The sequence below is a fragment of the Variovorax monticola genome (assembly GCF_051216855.1).
In the GTDB taxonomy this organism is placed as follows: domain Bacteria; phylum Pseudomonadota; class Gammaproteobacteria; order Burkholderiales; family Burkholderiaceae_C; genus Variovorax.
In genome coordinates this window covers 618,624-640,861 of sequence record NZ_JBPJZP010000005.1, presented here as the reverse complement: position 1 = coordinate 640,861, position 22,238 = coordinate 618,624, and the positions used below count along the sequence as shown (strand labels likewise).

Below are 22,238 nucleotides of genomic sequence, written 5' to 3'. Positions count from 1 at the left end.
GCTCCCTCAGGCCGAGGCCGGCGCGTGGTGCTGCGCGCGCAGCACCGCCGTCACCTGGCCGGTGAGCGCCGCGAAACCGGCGCTGGCCCGCAGCTCGGGCGCGCGCGGAAAGCCGAAAGGCACGTCGATCACGTCCAGGATGCGCCCCGGCCGCGGCGACATCACCACCACCCGGTTCGACAGGTACACCGCCTCGTGCACGTTGTGCGTCACCAGCACGCCGGTGAAGCCGGCCTGCCGCCACAGCGACGACAGCTCTTCCTGCAGCACGTCGCGCGTGAGCTCGTCCACCGCCGCCAGCGGCTCGTCCAGCAGCAGCAGCCCGGGCCGCAGCGCCAGTGCGCGCGCCAGCGACAGCCGCATGCGCATGCCACCCGAGAGCTCGTGCGGATACGAGCTCTCGAAGCCCGCGAGCCCCACCAGCTTCAGTGCCTCGGCGGCGCGTGCCTTGCAGCTCGCCGGCGCGTGGCCTTCGAGCTCCATCAGCAGCTGCGCGTTGCGCTCCACGGTGCGCCAGGGCAGCAGCGCCGCCTCCTGGAACACGAAGGCGGTTGCGATGCCCTCGGGCCGCGTGCAGCGCCCGGTGCTCGGCGCGACGAGCCCCGCCATGATGCGCAGCAACGTCGACTTGCCGCAGCCCGAGGGCCCGACGATGGAGACGAACTCGCCCGGGCGCAGCGCGAAGTCGACCGCGTCCAGCGCCTGCAGGCCCTCGCCCTTGCCCTTGCCGAAGCGCTTCGAGACACCCTCCAGGCCGATGGCGGCGCCCGGGGTGCTCATGGGTTGCAGCCCGGCACCAGCGTGCGGTCGTAGCCCTGCTTCGCGTCGAAGCCGGCCGGCAGGAAGTTCACGCTGCGCAGCTGGCCCGCCAGTTCGCTCCAGCGCGCGTCCGTCATGCAGCCGATGCGCCCGAGGTCGTGCGAGATCAGCGTCTCGATCATTTCCTTGTTCGCCGCGTCGTAGATCTCGGGCGTCATCTGCTTGTTCATGCCGGTGATCAACGGCTTCAGCCCCTGCGGGTTGCGCACGTAGCTGGCCCAGCCCTTCTGCACCGCCGCAAGGGTGGCCTTCACCAGCGCGGGATTCTTGCGGATCAGCTCGTCGGTGGTGAAGAGCACGTCGTACGGCCGGTAGCCCAGCGAGGCCAGCGTGACCTGCTGCACCTGCACGCCGGCCGCGGCCATGCGCGCGGGCAGGAACAGCGAGTAGCCCTGCTGCACCATCTTCGGGTCGTTGCGGAACAGGCTCAGGTCGCCGCTCACCGGGATCTCGCGCGTGCCCGTTAGCTTGTATTGCTTCTTCGTCCACTCCCAGTAGGCGTTGCCGAGGTTCACGGCGAAGGTGCGGCCCTGCAGGTCGGCGATGGACTTCACGGCGGGGTCGGCGTGGTAGACCAGCGTGTAGGGCACGTAGTCCAGGTGCGCGAACACCGCGCGCACCGGCGCACCGCGCAGGCGGGCCAGCAGCACGTCGTCGGCGTTGCCGATGCCGAACTCGGCCTGGCCCGAGGCCACCTGCGGAATGGTCTGGATCTTCGGGCCGCCCTGCAGCACGCTGATCTCGATGCCGGCCTCCTTGCCGAGCTTGTCCTGCTGGGCCTGCCAGTAGCCGGCCTGGTCGGGCTGGGCGAACCAGTTGCTCAGGATGCGCACGGGCTGCACCGGCTTGGGCGCGTCGGCCGCCAGCGCGGACAGCGGCAGCCATGCGGCCAGCGCCAGGGGTGCCGCCAATCGAAGGGCGTAAGAAATCATGGTGCGGAAACCTTGAGCCAGGGAAGTTGCGCCGCCGTGTAGCGGAAGGTCTGGAACACGCTGTTCTGCCGGCCGGGCACGTACTTGCGCGCGGCCTCGTCGGGGTATTCGGCGAACCACGGAATCACGTACTCCCACACCACCTCGCCGGCCGGCGTGACCTCGAACAGGCGGCCCGTGGCCGACTCGGTGACATGCGTGTTGCCGTTGGGCAGGCGCTGCGCGCTGCCCATGTAGGCCGTGTAGAACGCGTTGACCAGTTCGTCCGCGTACTGCCACACGACCTCGTGGGAGGCCGGGTCGATTTCGAGAACGCGGGAGAACGCCACATGCTTGCCGGTGCGGAAGTTGCCGTTGTCGAAAGCAAGAATGTGGCCGTTCTCCAGCGCCACGGGCGCGTGCTGGTGCGACAGCACGCCGGGCGGAATGTGCAGCTTCACGGCGCCGGTGGCCTTGTCGACGCCGACGATGCCCGAGGTGGTGCGCAGGCTCATCAGCACCAGGCCCTCGCGCGTCACGTCCAGCCCGTTCACCAGCGGCCAGTGGGTGCGGCCGAAGCCGGGGTGGATGGGAAAGTCTTCCGGCGCCAGGTGCTCCCAGGCCTTCCATTCCCACACCAGCCTGCCGTCGCGGTCGACCTCGCGGACCACGTCGCCGTACATCGTCTCGTCGGGGCCGTGGGCCGTGCCGCCCGGCACGCGCTCGGCAAAGGCGGCCGGCACCGGCGCGCAGCCGGCGTACAGCAGGTGGCCGTTGGCCAGCCAGCGGGCGTCGTGGTGGTGGGTCGGGTCCTGGAAGCGCCAGACGATGTCACCGGCGGGCGTGGCCTCGTAGAAATCGCCGCCGTGCCACAGCGACCAGGCCGCGTAGATCTCGGGCGTGCCGGCGTGGTTGCCGTTGTAGCCGAGGTTGCCATTGGGCAGGATCACGGCCGCGCGGCCCGGGCGCACCGGCATCTTCCACTGGTGCGCAATGCGGCCCTCGATGTCGATCAGGTAGACGTTGCCGTCGGCCGTTTGCGGAGCGATCAGGGTGTAGCCGCCGGCGCTGAGCGCCGGGTCGTGGGCGATCAGGCCAACGCCGCGGCGGCGCTGGGTGATCTGGTCGACGGTGGTGGTCTGGGTCATGGAGCGAATCTAGGCCGCATCGCCCGTCAGGAAAATCTGTTTGTTTTGTACGGCGCGTATGGAAAATCCATACACTCCGCGACACCATGCGCCCCATCTCCCAGACTTTTCGGTGTTTCGACGAAGTGGCCCGGCGCGGCTCGGTGCGCAAGGCGGCCGAGACCTTGCACCTCACGGCAGCGGCGGTGCACCAGCAGGTGCTCAACCTCGAGGAACAGGTGGGCACGCCGCTGTTCGACCGGCTGCCGCGCGGCATGCAGCTGACCACCGCGGGCGAGATCATGGTGGCGGCCGTGCGGCGCGGGCAGCGCGACTTCGACAACGCCATGGCCCAGGTGGAAGACCTGCGGTCGCTCAGGCGCGGGCACATCAACCTGGCGGTGTCGCACTCGTCGGCCGAGCAGCTGGTGCCCGAGGTGATCGAGGCGGCCATGAAGAACTACCCCGGCGTGACCTACAGCGTGCGCTCGGGCAGCGGCGAGAACATCCTGAGGTGGGTGGCCAACGGCGAGTCGGACATCGGCTTCTGCCTGCGCCGCAAGCCCCCGCCCGGCGTGGAGGAAATCCGCGCATTCCCGCAGCACCTGGGCCTGGTCACGCCGCCCGGCCACCCGCTGGCCGCGCTCGGCAAGCTGCCGCGGCTGCGCGACTGCCTGGAGCACCCGCTGATCCTGATGACGCCCGACACCGAGCTGCGCGCCATGGTCGACCAGATCGACCACCGCGAGCACCGCAAGGTGCGCCCGCTGGTGGAGACCAGCTCGGTGGCCATGGTGCGACGGCTGGTGGCCGGCGGCACGGGCATCGGCTTTCTGATTCCGGAGAACGTGGCCGAGGACGTGGAGCGCGGCACGCTGGTGTGGACCGGGCTGGCCGACGCGGGCGCGCGCTCGTTCAGCTGCCTCTATCAGCGCGCGGGCCAGACCACGGCGGTGGCCATGGGCATGTTCCTGCAGTTCCTGGAGGCCGCGCTGCTGGCCATCGAGAAGCGCTTCGAGCGGCAGGCGCCGCTGCCCGCGCTGGACGCCTTCGCGCAGTAACGCGCCCGAAGAACACGCCGACGAGATACGATCATCGGATGAATTCCGGCGGCACTTGCCCGCACGGCACCCTCACGAGACACAGCCAATGATCCAGCGCAAGACCCACCTCGACAGCCTCGCCATCGGCCTGCTCATTGCCTGCTGCGCCTTCTGGGGCCTGCAGCAGATCCTCATCAAGACCACCGTGGCCGAGGTGCCGCCGATGTGGCAGGCCTCCATCCGCATGGTGGGTGCCACCGCGCTGCTGTGGCTGTGGTGCGTGTCGCGCGGCGTGCGGCTGTTCGAGCGCGACGGCACGCTGTGGCCGGGGCTGCTGGCCGGCCTGCTGTTCTCGGGCGAGTTCGCCGGCATCTATCTCGGGCTGCAGCACACCAGCGCGTCTCGGCTCACGGTGTTTCTTTACACGGCGCCCTTCTGGGTGTCGCTGCTGCTGCCGCGCTGGGTGCCGGCCGAACGGCTGCGGGGCTTCCAGTGGCTGGGCCTGTTCATCGCCTTCTCGGGCGTGGTGCTGGCCTTCAGCGAGGGCTTCGACCACATGAGCTCGTCGCAGCTGATCGGCGACGCCATGGGCCTGGCGGCCGGCATGCTGTGGGGCCTGACCACGCTCACGCTGCGCACCACGCGGCTGGCCACGGCCAGCGCAGAGAAAACGCTGTTCTATCAGGTGGCGGTGACGGCCGCGGTGTGCCCGGTGCTGTCGCTGGCGCTGGGCGAGCCGTGGGGCTTCGCGTATTCGGCCTGGGCCTGGGGCTCCATCGGCCTGCAGATGGTGGTCGGCGCCTTCGCCAGCTACCTGGCCTGGATGTGGCTGCTGCGGCACTACCCGGCCACGCAGATGTCGTCCTTCACCTTCCTCACGCCGCTGTTCGCGCTGGTGTGCGGCGTGGTGCTGCTGAAGGAGCCGCTCACGGCGCAACTGATCGTGGCGCTCGCCGGCGTGGCGCTGGGCATCGTGCTGGTGAACCGCCGGCCCGCGGTACAACGCACGGCATGAAGCCCATGAAATTCCAGCCGGTGCTCGACGAGATCGTCGCCACCCTGCGCCCGCAGATCGACCAGTGCGGCCAGGGCGAACACGGCGGCAAGGTCGCCAGCTACATCCCGGCGCTGGCACGCGTCGATGCCCGCCAGTTCGGCATTGCGCTGCGCACCTGCGAGGGCGAGGAAGCCGGCGCGGGCGACTTCGAGACGCCGTTTTCCATCCAGAGCGTGTCCAAGCTCTTCACGCTCACGCTGGCCATGCAGCGCATGGGCGACGCGCTGTGGGAGCGCATCGGGCGCGAACCCTCGGGCAACCCGTTCAACTCGCTGGTGCAGCTGGAGAACGAACAGGGCAAGCCGCGCAACCCCTTCATCAATGCCGGCGCCATCGCGGTGGCCGACCGTCTGGTGAGCCAGGCGAAGGCCGCGGGTGGCAACGCGAAGGACGACATCCTCGCGCTCATGGCCGGCCTGTGCGGCGAGCCCATCGCCTTCGACGACGAGGTGGCGCAGTCCGAGGCCGACACGGGCTTTCGCAACATCGCGCTGGCCAACTTCATGAAGAGCTTCGGCAAGATCGACAACGACGTCGCCACCGTGCTCGACACCTACTTCCACCAGTGCGCGCTGCGCATGAGCTGCCGCCAGCTGGCGCGCGCCGCGGCCTTCCTGAGCCGCGACGGCGCGCACCCGATCGACGGCGAGCCCGAGATCACGGGCGAGCGGCAAACGCGCCGCATCAACGCGCTGATGCTCACTTGCGGCACCTACGACGCGGCCGGCGACGTGGCCTTTTCCATCGGCCTGCCCTGCAAGAGCGGCGTGGGGGGCGGCATCGTGGCGGTGGTGCCCGACAAGCTCACGCTGTGCGTGTGGTCGCCCGCCCTCGACGCCACCGGCAATTCGCTGCTGGGCATGAAGGCGCTGGAGATGTTCGTGGCGCGCACCGGGCTCTCGGTCTTCTGATCAGGCCGCCGCTGCCGCAGGTGCCACGGGGAGGCAGCCCATGCCGCCGAGCGCGGCCTCCACCGCCTCTTCGAGCGGCGTGTGCGGCTCGCGCCCCAGGAACGCCACCAGCTTCGCGTTGTCCATGCCCACGGGCGTTTCCCACAGGTAGCGCATTTCGCGCATCTCGCGGAAGGTGGCGACGAAGGGCGAGGCCAGCGTCAGCAGCCACCACGGGAAGGCCGACACGCGCACCCCGGCGGCCGTGCCACCCGTGTGATGGGCCACCACCTTGCGGATGGCGCCGCTCATGCGCGTGCCGTCCGCGTCCCAATGCCCGGCCATGTGGAAGCGCGCAAAGGGCTCGAGCCGGTCGCGCCGCGCCAGCAGCTCGACCATGGTGCGCGCCACGTCCGGCAGGTACGACCACTGGTGGCCGGTGCCGGCGCGGCCGGGGTAGCTCACGGCCTTGACCGGCAGCCCCGCCTTCACCAGCCCCTGCGAGAACCAGTTGTTGCCGGCCTTCGGACCGAAGAAGTCGCCGGCGCGCACGATCAGCACGCGGGCGCCCTGGCGGCTCGCGTCTTCCAGGCGCTTTTCCATCTCGACGCGGATCGCGCCCTTGCGGGTGACCGGGCGCTGCGGCGAATCTTCGGCCAGCAGCGGGAAGGCGTCGGGCCCGAAGTTGTAGACCGTGCCCGGCAGCACGATGGTCGCGCCTTCGGCCTTCGCGGCGGCGATGGTGTTGTCCAGCATCGGCAGCACCAGCTGGGCCCAGCCGCGGTAGCCCGGCGGGTTGACCGCATGCACGATCACCGCGCAGCCCTTCGCGGCCTGCAGCACGGCCTGCGCGTCCATCGCGTCGCCGGCCAGCCAGGTGATGCCGTCCCGGCTTTCCTCTTTGGCGCCGCGCTTGAGCGCGCGCACCTGCCAGCCCGCGTCGCGCAGCTGGCGGGCCACCTCGCCGCCGATGCCGCCCGTTGCGCCCAGAACCAGAACCGTGTCGTTGCTTGCCATGAAATGCTCCAGAAGGGTTGTCGATGGGTGAATTCTGGAAGCGATGGCGTTGCATTGGAATTGCCGAACATGAGCCAGCAGCTATACATTTCTGCATGATCAACGACATCGGCTGGGAGCTGTACCGCTCCTTTCTCAGCGTGCTGCGCGAGGGCTCGCTCTCGGGCGCGGCGCGCGCGCTGGGCATCACCCAACCCACGGCCGGGCGCCACGTGGCCGCCCTCGAGGCGGCGCTGGGCGTGGTGCTGTTCACACGCTCGCAGGTCGGCCTGCTGCCCACCGAGGTGGCGCTGGCGCTGCGCACGCACGCCGAGGCCATGGAAAGCACCGCCGCGTCGCTGCAGCGCGCGGCCAGCAGCCAGGGCGAAGGCGTGCGCGGCGTGGTGCGCATCTCGGCCAGCGAGGTGATCGGCGTGGAGGTGCTGCCGCCCATCGTCGCGCGGCTGCGCGAGGCGCACCCCGCGCTGAAGGTCGAGCTGGTGTCGACCAACCGCGTGCAGGATCTGCTGCGGCGCGAAGCCGACATTGCCGTGCGCATGGTGCGCCCGAAGCAGGAGCAGTTGGTGGCGCGGCGCATCGGCAACATCGAGCTGGGTTTTCACGCGCGCCAGGACTACCTCGATCGCCACGGCACGCCGCGCACGCTCGAGGCGCTCGCCGGGCACACGGTCATCGGCCACGACCAGCCCTCCGCCTTCGTGCGCAGCGCGGGCAAGTCGCTCAAGGGCTACAGCCGCGAGCTGTTCTCGCTGCGCAGCGACAGCGACCTGGCCCAGCTCGCGCTGATCCGCGCGGGCGCGGGCATCGGCGTGTGCCAGGTGGGCCTGGCGCGGCGCGGCGACGCGCTGGTGCGCCTGATGCCGCGCGCCTTCTCGATGGCGCTGGACACCTGGGTCACCATGCACGAGGACCTGCGTCACAGCCCGCGCTGCCGCGCCGCCTTCGACGCGCTGGCCGAAGGCCTGCAACAGTACGTGGACGCGGCGAAAGCGCCCGCCGCGCAGGGGAAAATAGCCCGCGCAAGAACACAGGCACCCCCATGACCGAACCGACCGACACCACAGACCCCGACACCCTTCCCCTGCAGGAACCCCGCCTCTGGCGCGACGGCCTGTGGACCGCCCGCGTCATCAAGAACGAGGAAGACGACGGCTGGGCCGTCGAGATGACCCGCCAGGGCGACCCCGAGCCCGCCCTGGTCGGCCCCTGGACCATGGGCCGCGACAAGAAGAACCCCAAGCCGCTGGACGGCCCCGCCTTCTCCACGCTGGTGAAGACCGCCGCCGAGGTCATCCGCCGCCACGAGCAGCAGCTGCACGCCACGCTCAACCGCAGCGTGACCGTCACCGCGCGCAACGACCGGCGCATTCGCGTGACCCTGGCCATCGTGCCCGACGAGGACAACCCCTCGGCCACGCTCACCGCCTTCGACGACGCCGACGATTCGGAGCTGGCCAGCGTGAACGTGTCGCCCGCGTTCAAGCTGACCCCGTCGAGCGCCGGCGCCTGGATCGAGTCCGACTACGCACGACCGCGCTGAGCGGTCCGTGGACCGCCCTGCAATCAGCGAAATGACGTATGGGCAGCCCGCGCTGCGTTGAGAACAATCGGCTTCGACGACACGAACCCGTTGCCCCGCAGACAGGCCCGAACCGGTCAGGCACCGGCTCTCGGGCCTTTTTGTTTTTCTCGACCATCCTTCAGGAGCAGCGTCATGCGACATGGTGATATTTCGAGCAGCAACGATTGCGTGGGCGTCGCGGTCGTCAACTACAAGATGCCGCGCCTGCACACCAAGGCCGAGGTGCTGGACAACGCCCGCAAGATCGCGGAGATGCTGGTCGGCATGAAGCGCGGACTGCCGGGCATGGACCTGGTGGTGTTCCCGGAATACTCCACGCACGGGATCATGTACGACGCCAGGGAGATGTACGACACCGCGGCCACCGTGCCCGGCGAGGAAACCGCCATCTTCGCGGACGCCTGCCGCCGCGCCAACGTGTGGGGCGTGTTCTCGCTGACCGGCGAGCGCCACGAGGAGCATCCGAACAAGGCGCCCTACAACACGCTGATCCTCATGAACAACCAGGGCGAGATCGTCCAGAAATACCGAAAGATCATGCCGTGGGTGCCCATCGAGGGCTGGTACCCGGGCGACTGCACCTACGTGAGCGACGGCCCCAAGGGCATGAAGATCAGCCTGATCATTTGCGACGACGGCAACTACCCCGAGATCTGGCGCGACTGCGCCATGCGCGGCGCCGAACTCATCGTGCGCTGCCAGGGCTACATGTACCCCGCCAAGGAGCAGCAGATTCTGGTGTCCAAGGCCATGGCCTTCATGAACAACACCTACGTGGCGGTGGCCAACGCGGCGGGCTTCGACGGCGTGTACTCGTACTTCGGCCACTCGGCGCTGATCGGCTTCGACGGCCGCACGCTCGGCGAATGCGGCGAGGAAGAAATGGGCATCAACTACGCCGAGCTCTCGATGGGCCTGATCCGCGACGCGCGCAAGAACGGCCAGTCGCAGAACCACCTGTTCAAGCTGGTGCACCGCGGCTACACCGGCACCATCCACTCGGGCGACGGCGACAAGGGCGTTGCGGCCTGCCCGTTCAACTTCTACACGCAGTGGGTCAACGACCCCGAGGGCACGCGAGAGCGGGTGGAGTCGTTCACGCGCACCACGGTGGGCACGCCCGAGTGCCCGATCGAAGGCATTCCGAACACGCCGGCCCGGCACCGATGAACGCGGCCGTGCCCGATCCGCTGGCCGCCTGCCGCATCGAGACCGAGCCCTTCTACCGGCCCGCCGGCAACGAGATGGCGCCGTACCGCCAGGCGTATCGCCACCGCATGCCGCTGATCCTGAAGGGCCCGACCGGCTGCGGCAAGACGCGCTTCGTGGCGCGCTTGGCGTGGTCGCTCGGGCGGCCGCTGGTTACGCTGGCCTGCAACGAGGACATGACGGCGTCCGACCTCGTCGGGCGCTACCTGCTCGATGCAAACGGCACCGCCTGACGCGGCTCGGCATGCTCAAGCCTGGCCGGCTTGGCTGAAGGTCTTCAGCACCTTGAGCACGCTCAGCGTGGCGCCGTCGAGCAGCGCGTGCTGGCGGTGCGCAATGCCCACGCGCCGCGTGAGCCTGGGGCTCACCGGCAACACGCGCATGCGGTCGTTGTCCAGCATGTCGGTGCTCTGCTGCAGCGGCAGCAGCGCGGCGCCGTAGCCGGCCGCCACCAGGCTGCGGATGGCCGCGTCGTAGTTGAGCTCGATGCGCGCGCGCGGCGCGAAGCCCGCCGCTGCGAACCACTCCATGGTGAGGCGGTACATGTGCGTGGTCGCCTCGTTGAAGATCAGCGGCTGTGCCGCCAGCCAGGCCGGCGTGACCCGCTTCGGGGCCTTCCAGCGCTGGGGCACGAAGGCCATCATGGGCTGCTCGCACCAGGGCGAGACGACGATGCCGCGCACCGGCGGCTGGGGCACCGCCACCAGGCCGATGTCGAGCGTGCCCGCCGCCAGCCGCTCCATGGCCTCGTAGGAGCCGCGGATGCTCACCTCGACGTCGATGCCCGCGTGCGCCTCGCCCAGCGCTTCGAGCACCTGCGGCAGCAGGTCGACCAGCACGCCGGTCGATGTGCCCAGCCGCACACGGCCCACGCGCCCTTCGGTCTGGCGCTTGACGGCCTCGATGGCGTCGTCGGTGTCGCGCAGCAGCTTTCGTCCGCGCTCCACCAACGCCACGCCGGCCGCGGTGGGCACGACGGCGCGGCCGCCGCGCAGCACCAGCGGCGTGCCCAGGCGCGACTCCAGCTCGCTGATGTGCAGGCTCACCGTCGGCTGCGCCAGGTGCAGCGCCCTGGCCGCGGCCGAGAAGGTGCCGAGGTCGGCAATGGCGATGAGGGTGCGCAGTTGGTCGAGGTTGAGCTGTCGCATGGCGTTGCTTCGGTTGAGTATCAGGAAGTCTGATCGGTGATGTCAGTATTCTCAACTTCCACAATAACAGCCGGCGCAAGAAGATGAGCGCTCCCAACCAAGGAGCCCGCCGTGACAGCGCCGAAGCCACCGTCTTTTCATCAACGCCTGATCCATGCCCTGCGGGGCTGGCGCCGCCGCGTGGTGAACCGCCGCCGTGCGCGCGCCGACCAGCGGCACCTGGGCGGCATGAGCGAGCACGAGCTGCGCGACCTGGGCATCGGGCGCAGCGAGGTGCCCGCGTTGCTGGACCGCCACCGGTACTGAGCACCGCGCGGCTTCGTTCGGGCATCGCGCCCGTTTTGAGGTTCAATTCAGGGCGTGCCCAAGCCCGCTCCCACCCCCGCCGTTCTTTCCATCGAACTCACTTCGCCGCAGTCGGTCGACGGCCGGCGCGCGGCCTTTCAATCGCTCTGGCTGCTGGTGCGCATGCGGCACGCGCACGACACCGCCGACAGCGTGGTGCGGCTGGCCGACCTGCGCGGCGAGGTGTCCGACGCCAGCACGCTGCGCATGGTGGTGAGCCGGGCGTTTCGCGACTTCAAGGCCTGGCAGCTCGAGGTCGGCTGGGGCGAGGACACGCAGCGCGAGCCGCGCTTCCTGAACGCCGAGCGGCGCAGCCAGGGCCCGTTCTGGCTGCCCGCCGCTGAAGCCAGGCGCCTGCGCGTGCTGGTCGATGGCCGCGCGGCCACGCACGCCGAGGTGGCGTCGTTTCTCGGCCTGCGTTCGCGCAAGGCCCAGGCCGCCGGCTCGCCGCCGCCCGACGCCGTGCACCTGCAGGACGCGGCGTTCTGGAAGCAGCTGGTCGCCTCGCAGCAGGCCGCCCGGCAAGGCCGGCTGATGGCGCCGGTGGCGGGCGGGGATGCCGGCGGCAGCGCCCTCGAATCGATACGCCTGGCCGGCACCCTGGCCGCCAGCGACTTCCAGCGCGCGCTGGTCACGCTGAACGAGGCCATGCTGTGGCGCCGCCTGGGCGACAACGAGCAGGCGCGGCGCCGGCTGCAGGCGCTGAAGAAGCAGCGGCTCGCGCACCACGTGGCGGGCAACGACTACCTGGGCGCGATGGAGTGCATCGTCTCGGCGTGGTGCGCCTACACCGCGCGCGACCTGCCGCTGGCGCAGTCGCTGCTGGCCGGCATGGCCGAGGACGCGGCACGCGGGCTGGTGCTGCGGCACCATCCCGACGTGCGCTTCGAGTGGTGCAACCTGTGGGCGCTGGTGTGCCGCTCGCGCGCGCTGGGGCTCGCGGCCGACGACAAGCCTGCCGCCGCAGCGCTGGCCGAAGAGTCGCTGCGCCGCTTCGGCGAGGCGCTGGCGGCGGCGTTCGAGTCGCACTCCTTCGACGCGGCCCAGCACGTGGCCGCCAACATGGGCATGGCCGCATGGCTGTTCGACCGCGTGGGCCTGTCCGACCTGCCGGCGCTGGCGCACGACGGCCACGCCGACACCACGCGTCGCGCCGTGCAATGGATCGCCTTCAGCGAATGGCTCTGCGGCCACGCCGACGGCCAGGGCCGCTCGGCATGGAACGCGATCTACCTGATGCGCATCGCGCGCGGCCATTGCAAGCCCGAGGAAGCCGGCGCGCAGCCCACGCTCGCGCAGTTCCGCGCGCAGAAGCCGCTGGACCCGGCCGCTGTCTCCAGGCTCGCGGGTCCGCTGGCCGACGCCTTCGACGCGACGAACTGGCCCGCGCGCTGGGTGCTGGTGGCGCAGGCGCGGCTGGCCGATCACCAGGCCGGCCGGCGCCGCTACCCCGGCCTGCAGCACTGCAGCCTGCTGTTCGAGCACGCCTGGTACGCGGCGCACGCGGGCGACCTGAAGGCGGCCGAAGCGTCGCTGGCGTTGCTGCGCGAGGCCCTGCCCGCGCTGGTGGCCAGCGACCGCGCCTACTTCACGGAATCGTGGAACGACACGCTGCCGGCCGAGCTGGTGCTCGAAGCGAAACCGCCGCGCCGGCCGGCCGCACGAAAGAAGACCGCGCCCCGCGCGCGCTAGAGACCTGGTTCATCCCATGCCCAAAGACCACAACGGACACGACGGCCCAAGCGGCCACAGCAGCCACAGCGGCGCCAGCGATCCCATCGACCTGGCCGCGCACCGCGAACGCCGCGCGCGGCTGAAAAAGCTGCAGCAGGAACGCGCCGCGGCGCAGGCATCGCGCGACGCGGATGCTGCCACCGACACCCCGGCGCAGCCCGGCATGGGCCCCGGCGAAGTGCCCTGCGTGCGTTGCAAGCAGCCCGTGTTCGGCTACGCGCTGCGCTGCCCCCACTGCGGCGTGCATTTCAGCGGTCGCGCCGAAGCCTTCGCGCCGAAGGAGGGGCTGTCGCGGCGCACCAGGCTCATCGTCGCGCTGGTCGCCGTGGCGCTGCTGCTGGCGGGCCTGAGCGACGACATCGCCCGCTGGTGGTGAGCCGATGTCGAAGCGTGGCGCCGGTCAGCGCGCCCCACCCGGCGCATCCGGGGCACGAGGCGCACGCGGCGCGGCGGTCGACTTGCGCACCACCAGCTCGGGCCGCAGCACCACGGTAGAGGCCGACATCGAGCGCCCGTCGATCTCCTCGAACAGCATCTCCGCCGCGCGCCAGCCGAGCTCGCGGTGCGGCAGGCGGATGGTGGTGAGCGGCGGGTCGACCATGTCGACCAGCGGCATGTCGTTGTGCCCGGTGACCGACATGTCCTGCGGCACGCGCAGCCCCGCGGCGCGCAGTGCGTCGTAGGCGCCCAGCGCCACCAGGTCGTTGCAGCACACCACCGCCTGGGGCGGCGCGCCGGCTTCCAGCATCTGGCGCATCGCGGCCGCGCCGGCCTCGCGGCTGTAGCTGGCGCACTCGACCACGCGCAACGGCTTCAGGCGGTGGTCGCGCAAGGCCTGCTCCACGCCCAGCCTGCGGCCCACGCCCGTGGGAATGTTCTGCGGGCCGGCCAGGTGCGCGATGCGCTTGTGGCCCAGGCCGACGAGGTGATCGACCGCGAGCTTCATCGCCAGGCGGTCGTCGCTGACCACGGCGGGCAGCCGCCCGGTTTCGTCGGCGCGGTTGACCAGCACGGCCGTCATGCCGGCCTTCGTGACGAAGTCGACCAGCGGGTCGTCGCGCGTGGCGGTGGCCATGACCACGCCGTCCACCCGCTGCGCCAGCATGCGTTCGAGCACCGGCCGGGCGAGCGCCGGATCGACCACGTTGGCGACGAACACGAAATAGCCGCGCGCCGCCGCGCTGGCCTCGATGCCCTGCAGGATGGGCGGGAACACCGCGTTGGTGATGTCGGGCACCAGCACGCCGATGGTGTGGGTGCGCCCCGTGCGCAGCGCCGAGGCCGCGCGGTTGGGCCGGTAGCCCAGGCGCTGGGCGGCCTCTTCCACCACGCGCAGCACCTCGTCGCTGATCAATGAGCGCTTCTCGGGACTGAGCGCGCGCGAGACGGTCGACACGTGCACGCCGGCGGCGCGGGCGACGTCGCGGATGGTGACCGGGGAAGGCGGCGAAGGCAAAGGCGGCGGCTTGGTGCTCATTGGTGCAAACGATTGTCGTGCGAACGGGTGGCTTCGACCGCCTTTCCATCATTCATGGCTTGCGGAATGCCCGCATTTTACTTTTCGCCGATTTCCATTACCATCGTGCAAACGATTGCAAAGACCTGCCATGAATATCGCCACCTCCCCCGACTCGGTGCTCGGCTTCACGCTCGACGCCATGCAACGCACGCCCGACCCGCGGCTGCGCACCGTGATGGACGCACTCACGCGCCACCTGCATGCCTTCGTGCAGGAGGTGAAGCTCACCGAAGAAGAGTTCGAGCAGGCGCTCGAATTCATCGTCGCCATCGGCCACGCCACGGGCGAGACCAAGAACGAGGTGGTGCTGGCGGCGGACATCCTGGGCGTGTCGACCGTGGTGGCGCTGCAGAACAACCAGGACCCGCACGGCGAGTCGCCGGCCGCGCTGCTGGGGCCCTTCTGGCGCGCGAACGCACCGGCCTGCGCGCTGGGCGACAACATCGCGCGCTCGGGCACGCCGGGCATTCCGCTGGAGGTGACGGGCACGGTGCGCGACGCCGCGGGCCGGCCGGTGGCCGGTGCCACGGTCGACGTGTGGCAGGCCTCGCCCGTCGGCCTCTACGAGAACCAGGACCCGGCGCAGGAAGACATGAACCTGCGCGGGCGCTTCGGCACCGATGCCGAGGGCCGCTTTCATTTCCGCAGCGTGCGCCCGGCAGGCTACCCGGTGCCGACCGACGGGCCGTGCGGCGTGCTGCTGCGCGCGCAACTGCGTCACCCGAACCGCCCCGCGCACCTGCACTTCATGGTGAGCAAGCCGGGGCACAAGGTGCTGATCACCCAGGTGTTCGCCGACGACGACGAGAACCTGGAGAGCGACCCGACCTTCGGCGTGACGCGCCGGCTGATCGGGCGCTTCGCACTGGCGCCCGACGGCAAGAGCGCGTCGATGCACCACGACTTTGAACTCGAACCGGGCGAGATGAAGTTTCCCCGGCCTCCCATCCCCTGAACCCATGAACCCACTCCGGACACCGACATGAGCTTCGATCCTGTATCCCGACTCGACGGCAAGGTCGCCGTCATCACCGGCGGCCTCGGCGCCATCGGCCATGCCACGGCCATGCGCCTGGCCGCGCTCGGCGCCACCTGCGTGCTGCTGCACCGCAAGGGCGACGATGCGGCCGCGCGCGCCGCCGCCCTGCCCTCGGCGCAGAACCAGCGCCACGCGGCGATCCGCGCCGACATCGTCGATTCGGCCAGCCTTGCCGCCGCCGCCGCCGAAGTGAAAGCCACGCACGGGCGCTGCGACATCCTCGTCAACAGCGCGGGCCACACGCAGCCCGTGCCGGCCGCCGACCTCGACGCGCTGACCGACGAACTCATCGACGACATCGTGCGGGCCAACTTTCGCGGCGTGTTCGCCACCATCCGCGCCTTCGCGCCGATGCTCAAGGCCAGCGGCGACGCGCTGGTGGTCAACATCTCGTCCATCGCGGGCTTCACGGGCGTGGGCAGCAACCTGGCGTACGTCGCGGCCAAGGCAGGGCTCGACGTGGTGGGCGACGCGCTGGCCAAGGCGCTGGCGCCGGCGGTGCGCGTGGTGTCGGTGTCGCCGGGCGCGGTGGAGTCGGGCTTCGTGCCCGGGCGCGGCGCGGAGTTCGCCGGCAAGATGGCCAGCACCACGCCGCTGGGGCGCATCGGCAAGCCCGACGACGTGGCCGCCACGGTCGAGGCGCTGGCCACCACGCTGCGCTTCGTGACCGGCACGCGCATCGTGGTCGACGGAGGGCGCCACCTGTGAGCACCGGCAAGACGCTCATCACCTGCGCCGTCACGGGCAACCTCGTGAAGCCGGAGCAGACGCCGCACCTGCCGATCACGCCGGTGCAGATCGCCGACGAATGCCTGGCCGCGGCCGAGGCCGGCGCGAGCCAGGTGCACATCCACGTGCGCCACCCCGAAACCGGCAAGCCGTCGATGGAGGTCGAGCTGTACCGCGAGGTGGTGGAGCGCATCCGCCGCGGCAACCGCGAGCTGATCGTCAACCTCACGACCGGTCCGGGCGGGCGTTTCGTTCCGAGCGAACACGACCCGAAGGTCGCGGCCCCCGGCACCACGCTGCTGCCGCCGGAAAAGCGCGTGGAGCACATCGCGCTCATCAGGCCCGACGTGTGCTCGCTCGACCTGAACACCATGAACTCCGGGCCGGACGTGGTGATGAACACGCCGAAGAATGTGCGCCGCATGGCGAGGGTGATTCGCGAGGCGGGCGTGAAGCCGGAGCTGGAGATCTTCGACTCGGGCGACATCAACCTGGCGCTCGACCTGATGGCCGACGGCACGCTCGACGGCCCGGCCATGTGGACCTTCGTGCTCGGCGTGAAGTACGGCTTCGCGCCCACGCCCGAGACGCTGCTGTACGCACGCAACATGTTGCCGCGCGGCGCCTTCTGGAGCGCTTTCGGCATCGGCCGCATGGAGTTCCCGATCGTCGCGCAGGCGTGGCTGCTGGGCGGCCATGTGCGCGTGGGCATGGAAGACAACATCTACCTCGAAAAGGGCGTGCTCGCCCAGAGCAATGCCCAACTCGTGGCGAAGGCACGCGACATCCTCGTGAGCCTGGGCGGTGAAGTGGCCAACCCGCGCGAGGCGCGCGCGATGCTCGGGCTGGCGGACACCCGCGCCGTGCAAGGAGCCGCACGATGAACGTCGCAGCCATGCACACGACCCACACCCCCCGCGCATTGCGCGTGAAAGAAAAGGCCGCCAACCTCGACACGCTGCACCTCGATGCCGCGCCTCAGGCCGAACCCACACCGCCTCCCGGACACGCCGTCGTGCGCATCGCCGCCGCAGCCGTGAACCCGAGCGACGTCAAGGCGACGCTGGGCATCATGCCGCAGGCCGTGTGGCCCCGTACCCCCGGGCGCGACTTTGCCGGCACCGTCGTCAGCGGCCCTGCCGAATGGACAGGCCGCGAGGTCTACGGCTCGGGCGGCGACATCGGCATCACGCGCGACGGCTCGCATGCACGCTATCTCGTGCTGCCCGAGCAGGCGTTGCGCGCCAAGCCCCAGGGCATCTCGATGGACGAAGCCGGCGCGGTGGGCGTGCCCTTCGTCACCGCGTACGAAGGCTTTCGCCGCAGCGGCATGCCGCAGGCCGGGCAGACCGTGCTGGTGCTCGGCGCCAACGGCAAGGTCGGGCAGGCGGCAGTGCAGCTGGCATCGCAAGCCGGCGCACGCGTGATCGCGGTGCAGCGGCGCGCCGGGCCGTTCGAAGGCTTTGCGAACGGGCCGGTCGAGGTGATCGACGCGCGACAACACACCGAGGCCGCGGACCTGGGCGCGCGGGTGCGCGAACTCACCGACGGGCGCGGCGCGCACATCGTCTACAACACCGTGGGCAGCGCCTACTTCGAGGCCGCCCACAAGGCCATGGCCAAGGGCGCGACGCAGATCTTCATTGCCACGCACGAGCGCGCGGTGCCCTTCGACATCTTCGCGTTCTACCGCGGCATGCACACCTTCGTGGGCATCGACTCGCTGGCCATGGACTGCATTGCCAGCACCGCGCAGCTCGACGCCATGCGCGAAGGCTTCGAGCGCGGCACGCTGAAACCCTTTCCCGTGGCGCGCAGCTTCACGCTCGACGAAGCGATGGACGCCTACCGGTTGGTGCTTTCGGGCAGCACCGACCGCGTCGTGCTGCGGCCCTGAGTTTTTGCGGAGCACACGCCATGCACGTCACACGCTTCAACGCCGCGCCGCACTACGAGGCGCCCAACCACTTCGACATGCGCTGCCTGCGCCTGCAGGGCAAGGAGGCCGGCCCGTCCACGCAGATGTGGATGGGCATGAGCCAGATCTTGCCCGGCGGCCACACCGGGCTGGACGGCTCGCCGATGGAAAAGCTCTACCTCGTGCTCGAAGGCCAGCTGCACGTGGTCGGCGAGATCGACGGGCAGCACTGGGAAGAGGTGCTCGAGCCTTACGACAGCTGCCGCTTCGCGCCCGGTGAAAAGCGCCAGCTGGAGAACCGCAGCAACCGGCCGGTGCTGGTCGCATTGGTGATGCCGAACGCACCGCCGCCCTAGCAAGTTCTCGCTCTCTCTTTCAGTCATTCATCGCTCATCGAATAAATCAACGGAGACAAGACGCATGAAGAAGACATTCCAACCGGGCCGCCGGCACGCGCTGGCGACGGCCGCCGCATTCGCGGCAGCCTGCGCACTCACCGGCGCCCATGCCCAGAGCCCATGGCCGGGCACGCAGCCCATCAAGCTGGTGGTGCCCTTCACGGCGGGCAGCGGCACCGACATCGTCGCGCGCCTGGTGGCCGAGAAGCTGGGGCCGGCGCTGGGCACCAGCGTCATCGTCGACAACAAGCCCGGCGCCGGCGGCACGCTGGGCGCGGCCATCACGGCCAAGGCGCCGGCCGACGGCTACACGCTGCTGGTGCACTCGGCCGGCCACCTGGTGAACCCGTGGATCTACAAGGGCCTGTCGTACGACACGATCAAGGACTTCGCGGGCATCACGCCCATGGCCAGCCTGCCCAACGTGCTGGTCACCGCGCCCGCGCACTTCACCGACGTGAAGGACCTGGTGGCGAAGGTCAAGGCCAAGCCCGGCAGCTTCAACTACGGCTCGGCGGGCAACGGCTCGGCCACGCACATGAACGCCGAGGTGTTCCGCCTCGCGGCCGGCATCGACGCGCAGCATGTGCCGTTTCGCGGCACACCCGAGGCCATGACCGAGGTGATGGCCGGGCGGGTCGACTGGTTCTTCGCGCCGATGGTGTCGGCGCTGCCGCTCATCAAGGCCGGCAAGCTGCAGCCGCTGGCCGTGGGCACGGGCAAGCGCTCGTCGGCATTGCCCGACGCACCGACCACCGTGGAGGCCGGCGTGCCGGGCTCGGAGTACCTGTTCTGGGTCGGCCTGTTCGCACCCGCAAAAACACCGCAGCCGGTGGTGGACCGGCTGCAGGCCGAGGTGGCGAAGATCATGGTGTCGCCGGAGTTGAAGGAGCGCCTGGAGAAGCTGGGTGCCGAGCCCTTCACGATGCCGTCCGCGCAGTTCAACAAGTTCATCGTCGACGAGACGGCGAAGGCGCAACAGGTCGTCAAGGCCGCCAGCATCAAGGTCGACTGACATGGCCTGCACGCTCTCTGCGCTCTTCACCGCGGCGGCGCTGGCCGCCAGCCTTTTGCTGCCCGTGTCCGCGCAAGCGCAACCGGCCGACCTGATCGTCACGAACGCGAAGATCGCCACGCTCGATGCCGCCGCCCGCACCGCGCAGGCGCTGGCCGTGCGCGACGGCCGCATCGTGGCGGTCGGCAATGCCGCGCAGATGCGCACGCTCGCCGGCCCCGCCACGCGCACGGTCGACGCGGGCGGGCGCACCGTGATCCCCGGGCTCATCGACTCGCACATGCACGCCGTGCGCGCGGCGCTGAGCTACTCGACCGAGGTCAACTGGATCGGCGCGGGCACCATCGCCGAAGCCATGGCGCGCATCCGCGCTGCCGCGGCGCAGGCACGCCCCGGCGGCTGGCTGATCGTGGCGGGCGGCTGGACCGAGCAGCAGTTCGCCGAGCGCCGCCGCCCCACGCTCGCGGAGCTGCAGGAGGCCGCGCCGAACCACCCGGTGTACGTGCAGCTGTTCTACGAAGCGGTGGTCATGACGCCCAAGGCGCTCGAGGCGCTGGCCGTGCCGGCGGGAACGCTGCCCGCGGGCATGAAGCCCTCGCCCGACGGCGCGCCGGGCTGGATGACCGGCGACATCGTCGGCATCTCGGCCCTGTTCGACAAGCTGCCCAAGCCCACCTACGACGACAACGTGGCCGGCACGCGTGCCTTCTTCACCGAGCTGAACCGCCTGGGCATCACCGGCCTGGTGGACCCGGGCGGCTTCAGCATCGCGCCCTCGCAGTACGCGGCGCTGTTCGCGTTGTGGCGCGAGAAGGCGCTGACGCTGCGCGTGGCCTACAGCGTGTTCGCGCAGAAGCCCGGCGCGGAGCTGCAGGAGTTTCGCGACCTCACGCAGATGCTGCCAATGGGCTTCGGCGACGACATGCTCAAGTTCAACGGCCTGGGCGAACGCGTGACGCTCGCGATGTACAACAACAACTTTCCCGACGAGGCCGTGAAGGCGAAGTTCTACGAGCTCATCCAGTGGGCGGCCCTGCGCAAGCTCGCCGTCACCATCCACTGGCAGGAGAACGGCTCGGTCGACCATCTGCTCGCGCTGTACGAGAAGCTGAACGCCGAGGTGCCGATCGACGGCCTGCGCTGGTCCATCGCGCACCTGGACGACGCCTCGCCCGAGACGCTCGCGCGCATGAAGGCGCTGGGCATCGGCTGGACGATGCAGGACGCGATGTACTTCCAGGGCGACCGCGCGCTCGCCGTGCGCGGCGAGGCGGCGCGGCGCATGCCGCCCATCGGCACCGCGCTGCGCGCCGGCGTGAACGTGGGCGCGGGCACCGACGCGCACCGCGTGGCCTCGTACAACCCCTTCGTGGCCCTGCAGTGGATGCTCGACGGCAAGACCGTGAGCGGCAAGGCGATGCGCGGGCCCGACGAAATGCCCACGCGCGAGCAGGCGCTGCGGCTGTACACGGCGGGCAGCGCATGGTTCAGCTTCGACGAAGGCCGGCGCGGCACGCTGGAGGTGGGCAAGCTCGCCGACTTCGCGGTGCTAGACCAGGACTTCTTCAGCGTGCCGGTGGAGCGCATCGGCAAGACGACCTCGCTGATGACGGTGGTGGGCGGGCGCGTGGTGTACGCGGCGCGGCCCTTCACCGCCGCAACCGCCTCGGTGGCCTCCGCCCCTTAGTCGCAGGCCGCGATGCAGTCGATCTCGATGTCGAAGCGCCCCGGCCACGCGGGCACGCACACGAAGATGCGCGCGGGCGGGTCCTTCGGAAAGTAGCGCGCATAGATCGCGTTGACCGCCGCGAACTTCTCCACCGAAGTGCAGTACACGTTGCACTTGAGCACCTGCGCCAGCGAGCAGCCGACGGCCTCGAGGCACAGCTGGAGCTGCGCGAGCACCAGCTCGGCCTGCCGCTCCAGCGTCGCACCCAGCACGACCTCGCCGGTGGCCGGGTCGAACGGCGGCAGGCCCGACACGTAGACCGTGCCGGCATGCCGGGTGACGACCGACACCGGCGCCTTCCAGTTGTCCAGCCAACTCGACAGGGGTTCGACGCGGATGACTTCTCGCTTCATGGGGAACGCAGCTTTCTTCGGGGAATGGCGTTCGATGGTGCCGGCGGTGCGGCGGGCTCGCTTCGGCCTGCGACGAAACGTGGCCCCAGTGCCTGCAGTACCCGCTGGCGCAGCACCGGCAGCACCTCGCTCTCGAACCACGGGTGGTGCTTGAACCAGCCCGTGTTGCGCGGCGAGGGATGCGGCAGCGGAATGAAGCGCGGCGCGTAGTCCGCGAAAGCCTCGACCGTTTCCGTGACGCCGCCGCGCGCCCTGCTGCCCAGCAGGTGGCGCTGCGCGTACTGGCCCACGAGCAATGTCAGCTCGACGTGCGGCATCTGCGTCAGCAGGCGCTGCTGCCACAGCGGGGCGCACTCCTTGCGCGGCGGCAAATCGCCGCTGGCGCCGCGGCCCGGGTAGCAGTAGCCCATGGGCACGAGCGCGATGCGCGTGGCGTCGTAGAAGGTGTCGCGGTCCACGCCGAGCCAGCGGCGCAGCTGGTCGCCGCTCTGGTCGTCCCAGGGCACGCCTGTCTGGTGCACGGTGAGGCTGGGCGCCTGGCCGACGATGAGCAGCCGCGCGCTGGCGCTGGCCTGCACCACGGGCCGCGGGCCCAGCGGCAGGTGCGCCGCACAGGCGGTGCAGCGTCGGATCTCGGCGAGCAGCAACTCCACGGC

General features: G+C 70.3%; 24 protein-coding genes and 1 pseudogene. 17 read left to right on the top strand and 8 right to left on the bottom strand.

Annotation, left to right across the window (positions count from 1 at the left end; genetic code table 11):
- Positions 1-6: 6 nt before the first annotated feature.
- Genes ACSFA5_RS20860 through ACSFA5_RS20850 form a run of 3 tightly spaced genes read right to left on the bottom strand, consistent with a single transcriptional unit; the run spans position 7 to position 2,878 of the window.
- Positions 7-780, bottom strand: coding sequence for an ABC transporter ATP-binding protein (locus ACSFA5_RS20860; protein ID WP_435445937.1), 774 nt, complete (start codon positions 778-780; stop codon positions 7-9).
- Positions 777-1,751, bottom strand: coding sequence for an ABC transporter substrate-binding protein (locus tag ACSFA5_RS20855; protein ID WP_435445936.1), 975 nt, complete (start codon positions 1,749-1,751; stop codon positions 777-779). The genes ACSFA5_RS20860 and ACSFA5_RS20855 overlap by 4 nt, the downstream gene beginning before the upstream one ends.
- The gene (locus tag ACSFA5_RS20850; RefSeq protein WP_435445935.1) at positions 1,748-2,878 is read right to left on the bottom strand and encodes an aryl-sulfate sulfotransferase; all 1,131 of its coding nucleotides are present in this window, start codon (positions 2,876-2,878) and stop codon (positions 1,748-1,750) included. The genes ACSFA5_RS20855 and ACSFA5_RS20850 overlap by 4 nt, the downstream gene beginning before the upstream one ends.
- A gap of 86 nt (positions 2,879-2,964) precedes the next feature.
- On the opposite strand from ACSFA5_RS20850, the gene ACSFA5_RS20845 reads away from it, so the two are divergent.
- The 3 genes from ACSFA5_RS20845 to ACSFA5_RS20835 all read left to right on the top strand — a co-directional run bounded on the left by ACSFA5_RS20845 (position 2,965) and on the right by ACSFA5_RS20835 (position 5,868).
- On the top strand, positions 2,965-3,918 hold the full coding sequence (locus ACSFA5_RS20845) for a LysR family transcriptional regulator (RefSeq protein ID WP_435445934.1): 954 nt from the start codon (positions 2,965-2,967) through the stop codon (positions 3,916-3,918).
- Between the two features lie 88 nt (positions 3,919-4,006).
- Complete coding sequence (locus tag ACSFA5_RS20840) at positions 4,007-4,915, top strand: DMT family transporter (protein ID WP_435445933.1); 909 nt, start codon at positions 4,007-4,009, stop codon at positions 4,913-4,915.
- Entirely contained in the window at positions 4,912-5,868 is a 957-nt protein-coding gene (locus ACSFA5_RS20835) for a glutaminase (RefSeq protein WP_435445932.1), read from the top strand. Before ACSFA5_RS20840 ends, ACSFA5_RS20835 begins: the two co-directional genes overlap by 4 nt.
- On the opposite strand, the gene ACSFA5_RS20830 is transcribed toward ACSFA5_RS20835, so the two are convergent.
- Positions 5,869-6,864: an NAD-dependent epimerase/dehydratase family protein gene (locus ACSFA5_RS20830; RefSeq protein WP_435445931.1), complete on the bottom strand. Its 996-nt coding sequence runs from the start codon at positions 6,862-6,864 to the stop codon at positions 5,869-5,871.
- A 95-nt stretch (positions 6,865-6,959) separates the two neighbouring features.
- On the opposite strand from ACSFA5_RS20830, the gene ACSFA5_RS20825 reads away from it, so the two are divergent.
- The 4 genes and pseudogenes from ACSFA5_RS20825 to ACSFA5_RS20810 all read left to right on the top strand — a co-directional run.
- Complete coding sequence (locus tag ACSFA5_RS20825; RefSeq protein ID WP_435445930.1) at positions 6,960-7,907, top strand: LysR family transcriptional regulator; 948 nt, start codon at positions 6,960-6,962, stop codon at positions 7,905-7,907.
- Positions 7,904-8,404: a hypothetical protein gene (locus ACSFA5_RS20820; RefSeq protein ID WP_435445929.1), complete on the top strand. Its 501-nt coding sequence runs from the start codon at positions 7,904-7,906 to the stop codon at positions 8,402-8,404. Before ACSFA5_RS20825 ends, ACSFA5_RS20820 begins: the two co-directional genes overlap by 4 nt.
- 174 nt (positions 8,405-8,578) lie before the next feature.
- Positions 8,579-9,616 carry an aliphatic amidase gene (locus tag ACSFA5_RS20815; RefSeq protein WP_435445928.1) on the top strand — a complete coding sequence of 346 codons (1,038 nt, stop codon included), beginning with the start codon at positions 8,579-8,581 and terminating at the stop codon, positions 9,614-9,616.
- Positions 9,613-9,885 (top strand): annotated as a pseudogene (locus tag ACSFA5_RS20810) (AAA family ATPase); the annotation flags it as partial. The gene ACSFA5_RS20815 and the pseudogene ACSFA5_RS20810, both read left to right, overlap by 4 nt.
- A gap of 18 nt (positions 9,886-9,903) precedes the next feature.
- Here the strand turns inward: ACSFA5_RS20810 and ACSFA5_RS20805 are convergent.
- Positions 9,904-10,803: a LysR family transcriptional regulator gene (locus ACSFA5_RS20805; RefSeq protein ID WP_435445927.1), complete on the bottom strand. Its 900-nt coding sequence runs from the start codon at positions 10,801-10,803 to the stop codon at positions 9,904-9,906.
- Positions 10,804-10,914: 111 nt separating this feature from the next.
- Between ACSFA5_RS20805 and ACSFA5_RS20800 the strand changes: the two genes are divergently transcribed.
- From ACSFA5_RS20800 to ACSFA5_RS20790, 3 genes are read left to right on the top strand one after another with little or no spacing between them, the layout of a single operon-like run.
- Positions 10,915-11,109: a YjiS-like domain-containing protein gene (locus ACSFA5_RS20800; RefSeq protein WP_435445926.1), complete on the top strand. Its 195-nt coding sequence runs from the start codon at positions 10,915-10,917 to the stop codon at positions 11,107-11,109.
- 54 nt (positions 11,110-11,163) lie between these two features.
- Positions 11,164-12,840: a hypothetical protein gene (locus ACSFA5_RS20795; RefSeq protein ID WP_435445925.1), complete on the top strand. Its 1,677-nt coding sequence runs from the start codon at positions 11,164-11,166 to the stop codon at positions 12,838-12,840.
- A gap of 16 nt (positions 12,841-12,856) precedes the next feature.
- Positions 12,857-13,258 carry a hypothetical protein gene (locus ACSFA5_RS20790; protein WP_435445924.1) on the top strand — a complete coding sequence of 134 codons (402 nt, stop codon included), beginning with the start codon at positions 12,857-12,859 and terminating at the stop codon, positions 13,256-13,258.
- Positions 13,259-13,282: 24 nt separating this feature from the next.
- Here the strand turns inward: ACSFA5_RS20790 and ACSFA5_RS20785 are convergent, their stop codons facing one another.
- On the bottom strand, positions 13,283-14,359 hold the full coding sequence (locus tag ACSFA5_RS20785; RefSeq protein ID WP_435445923.1) for a LacI family DNA-binding transcriptional regulator: 1,077 nt from the start codon (positions 14,357-14,359) through the stop codon (positions 13,283-13,285).
- Between the two features lie 130 nt (positions 14,360-14,489).
- On the opposite strand from ACSFA5_RS20785, the gene ACSFA5_RS20780 reads away from it, so the two are divergent.
- The 7 genes from ACSFA5_RS20780 (at position 14,490) to ACSFA5_RS20750 (ending at position 21,187) form a co-directional block, all read left to right on the top strand.
- Entirely contained in the window at positions 14,490-15,356 is an 867-nt protein-coding gene (locus ACSFA5_RS20780; RefSeq protein WP_435445922.1) for a dioxygenase family protein, read from the top strand.
- A 27-nt stretch (positions 15,357-15,383) separates the two neighbouring features.
- Positions 15,384-16,148: an SDR family NAD(P)-dependent oxidoreductase gene (locus ACSFA5_RS20775; protein WP_435445921.1), complete on the top strand. Its 765-nt coding sequence runs from the start codon at positions 15,384-15,386 to the stop codon at positions 16,146-16,148.
- Positions 16,145-17,053: a beta-keto acid cleavage family enzyme gene (locus ACSFA5_RS20770; protein WP_435445920.1), complete on the top strand. Its 909-nt coding sequence runs from the start codon at positions 16,145-16,147 to the stop codon at positions 17,051-17,053. Before ACSFA5_RS20775 ends, ACSFA5_RS20770 begins: the two co-directional genes overlap by 4 nt.
- Positions 17,050-18,066: a quinone oxidoreductase family protein gene (locus tag ACSFA5_RS20765; RefSeq protein WP_435445919.1), complete on the top strand. Its 1,017-nt coding sequence runs from the start codon at positions 17,050-17,052 to the stop codon at positions 18,064-18,066. Before ACSFA5_RS20770 ends, ACSFA5_RS20765 begins: the two co-directional genes overlap by 4 nt.
- A gap of 20 nt (positions 18,067-18,086) precedes the next feature.
- Positions 18,087-18,443, top strand: coding sequence for a cupin domain-containing protein (locus tag ACSFA5_RS20760; RefSeq protein ID WP_435445918.1), 357 nt, complete (start codon positions 18,087-18,089; stop codon positions 18,441-18,443).
- Between the two features lie 64 nt (positions 18,444-18,507).
- Positions 18,508-19,500, top strand: a complete 993-nt coding sequence (locus ACSFA5_RS20755) for a Bug family tripartite tricarboxylate transporter substrate binding protein (protein ID WP_435445917.1) — start codon at positions 18,508-18,510, stop codon at positions 19,498-19,500.
- Between the two features lies 1 nt (position 19,501).
- Positions 19,502-21,187 carry an amidohydrolase gene (locus ACSFA5_RS20750; RefSeq protein WP_435445916.1) on the top strand — a complete coding sequence of 562 codons (1,686 nt, stop codon included), beginning with the start codon at positions 19,502-19,504 and terminating at the stop codon, positions 21,185-21,187.
- Here ACSFA5_RS20750 and ACSFA5_RS20745 read toward each other — a convergent pair.
- The gene (locus ACSFA5_RS20745) at positions 21,184-21,582 is read right to left on the bottom strand and encodes a RidA family protein (protein WP_435445915.1); all 399 of its coding nucleotides are present in this window, start codon (positions 21,580-21,582) and stop codon (positions 21,184-21,186) included. The two genes, ACSFA5_RS20750 and ACSFA5_RS20745, sit on opposite strands and share 4 nt — an antisense overlap.
- Positions 21,579-22,235, bottom strand: a complete 657-nt coding sequence (locus ACSFA5_RS20740) for a uracil-DNA glycosylase family protein (protein WP_435445914.1) — start codon at positions 22,233-22,235, stop codon at positions 21,579-21,581. Before ACSFA5_RS20740 ends, ACSFA5_RS20745 begins: the two co-directional genes overlap by 4 nt.
- Positions 22,236-22,238 lie beyond the last annotated feature (3 nt).

Bases quoted from the DNA above. Each gene is read 5' to 3' on its own strand.
- ACSFA5_RS20750 (WP_435445916.1), top strand. From the start codon at position 19,502: ATGGCCTGCACGCTCTCTGCGCTCTTCACCGCGGCGGCGCTGGCCGCC.
- ACSFA5_RS20755 (WP_435445917.1), top strand. From the start codon at position 18,508: ATGAAGAAGACATTCCAACCGGGCCGCCGGCACGCGCTGGCGACGGCC.
- ACSFA5_RS20855 (WP_435445936.1), bottom strand. From the start codon at position 1,751: ATGATTTCTTACGCCCTTCGATTGGCGGCACCCCTGGCGCTGGCCGCA.
- ACSFA5_RS20760 (WP_435445918.1), top strand. From the start codon at position 18,087: ATGCACGTCACACGCTTCAACGCCGCGCCGCACTACGAGGCGCCCAAC.
- ACSFA5_RS20850 (WP_435445935.1), bottom strand. From the start codon at position 2,878: ATGACCCAGACCACCACCGTCGACCAGATCACCCAGCGCCGCCGCGGC.
- ACSFA5_RS20825 (WP_435445930.1), top strand. From the start codon at position 6,960: ATGATCAACGACATCGGCTGGGAGCTGTACCGCTCCTTTCTCAGCGTG.
- ACSFA5_RS20785 (WP_435445923.1), bottom strand. From the start codon at position 14,359: ATGAGCACCAAGCCGCCGCCTTTGCCTTCGCCGCCTTCCCCGGTCACC.
- ACSFA5_RS20845 (WP_435445934.1), top strand. From the start codon at position 2,965: ATGCGCCCCATCTCCCAGACTTTTCGGTGTTTCGACGAAGTGGCCCGG.
- ACSFA5_RS20840 (WP_435445933.1), top strand. From the start codon at position 4,007: ATGATCCAGCGCAAGACCCACCTCGACAGCCTCGCCATCGGCCTGCTC.
- ACSFA5_RS20830 (WP_435445931.1), bottom strand. From the start codon at position 6,864: ATGGCAAGCAACGACACGGTTCTGGTTCTGGGCGCAACGGGCGGCATC.
- ACSFA5_RS20745 (WP_435445915.1), bottom strand. From the start codon at position 21,582: ATGAAGCGAGAAGTCATCCGCGTCGAACCCCTGTCGAGTTGGCTGGAC.
- ACSFA5_RS20860 (WP_435445937.1), bottom strand. From the start codon at position 780: ATGAGCACCCCGGGCGCCGCCATCGGCCTGGAGGGTGTCTCGAAGCGC.
- ACSFA5_RS20775 (WP_435445921.1), top strand. From the start codon at position 15,384: ATGAGCTTCGATCCTGTATCCCGACTCGACGGCAAGGTCGCCGTCATC.
- ACSFA5_RS20765 (WP_435445919.1), top strand. From the start codon at position 17,050: ATGAACGTCGCAGCCATGCACACGACCCACACCCCCCGCGCATTGCGC.
- ACSFA5_RS20835 (WP_435445932.1), top strand. From the start codon at position 4,912: ATGAAGCCCATGAAATTCCAGCCGGTGCTCGACGAGATCGTCGCCACC.
- ACSFA5_RS20815 (WP_435445928.1), top strand. From the start codon at position 8,579: ATGCGACATGGTGATATTTCGAGCAGCAACGATTGCGTGGGCGTCGCG.
- ACSFA5_RS20780 (WP_435445922.1), top strand. From the start codon at position 14,490: ATGAATATCGCCACCTCCCCCGACTCGGTGCTCGGCTTCACGCTCGAC.
- ACSFA5_RS20805 (WP_435445927.1), bottom strand. From the start codon at position 10,803: ATGCGACAGCTCAACCTCGACCAACTGCGCACCCTCATCGCCATTGCC.
- ACSFA5_RS20790 (WP_435445924.1), top strand. From the start codon at position 12,857: ATGCCCAAAGACCACAACGGACACGACGGCCCAAGCGGCCACAGCAGC.
- ACSFA5_RS20820 (WP_435445929.1), top strand. From the start codon at position 7,904: ATGACCGAACCGACCGACACCACAGACCCCGACACCCTTCCCCTGCAG.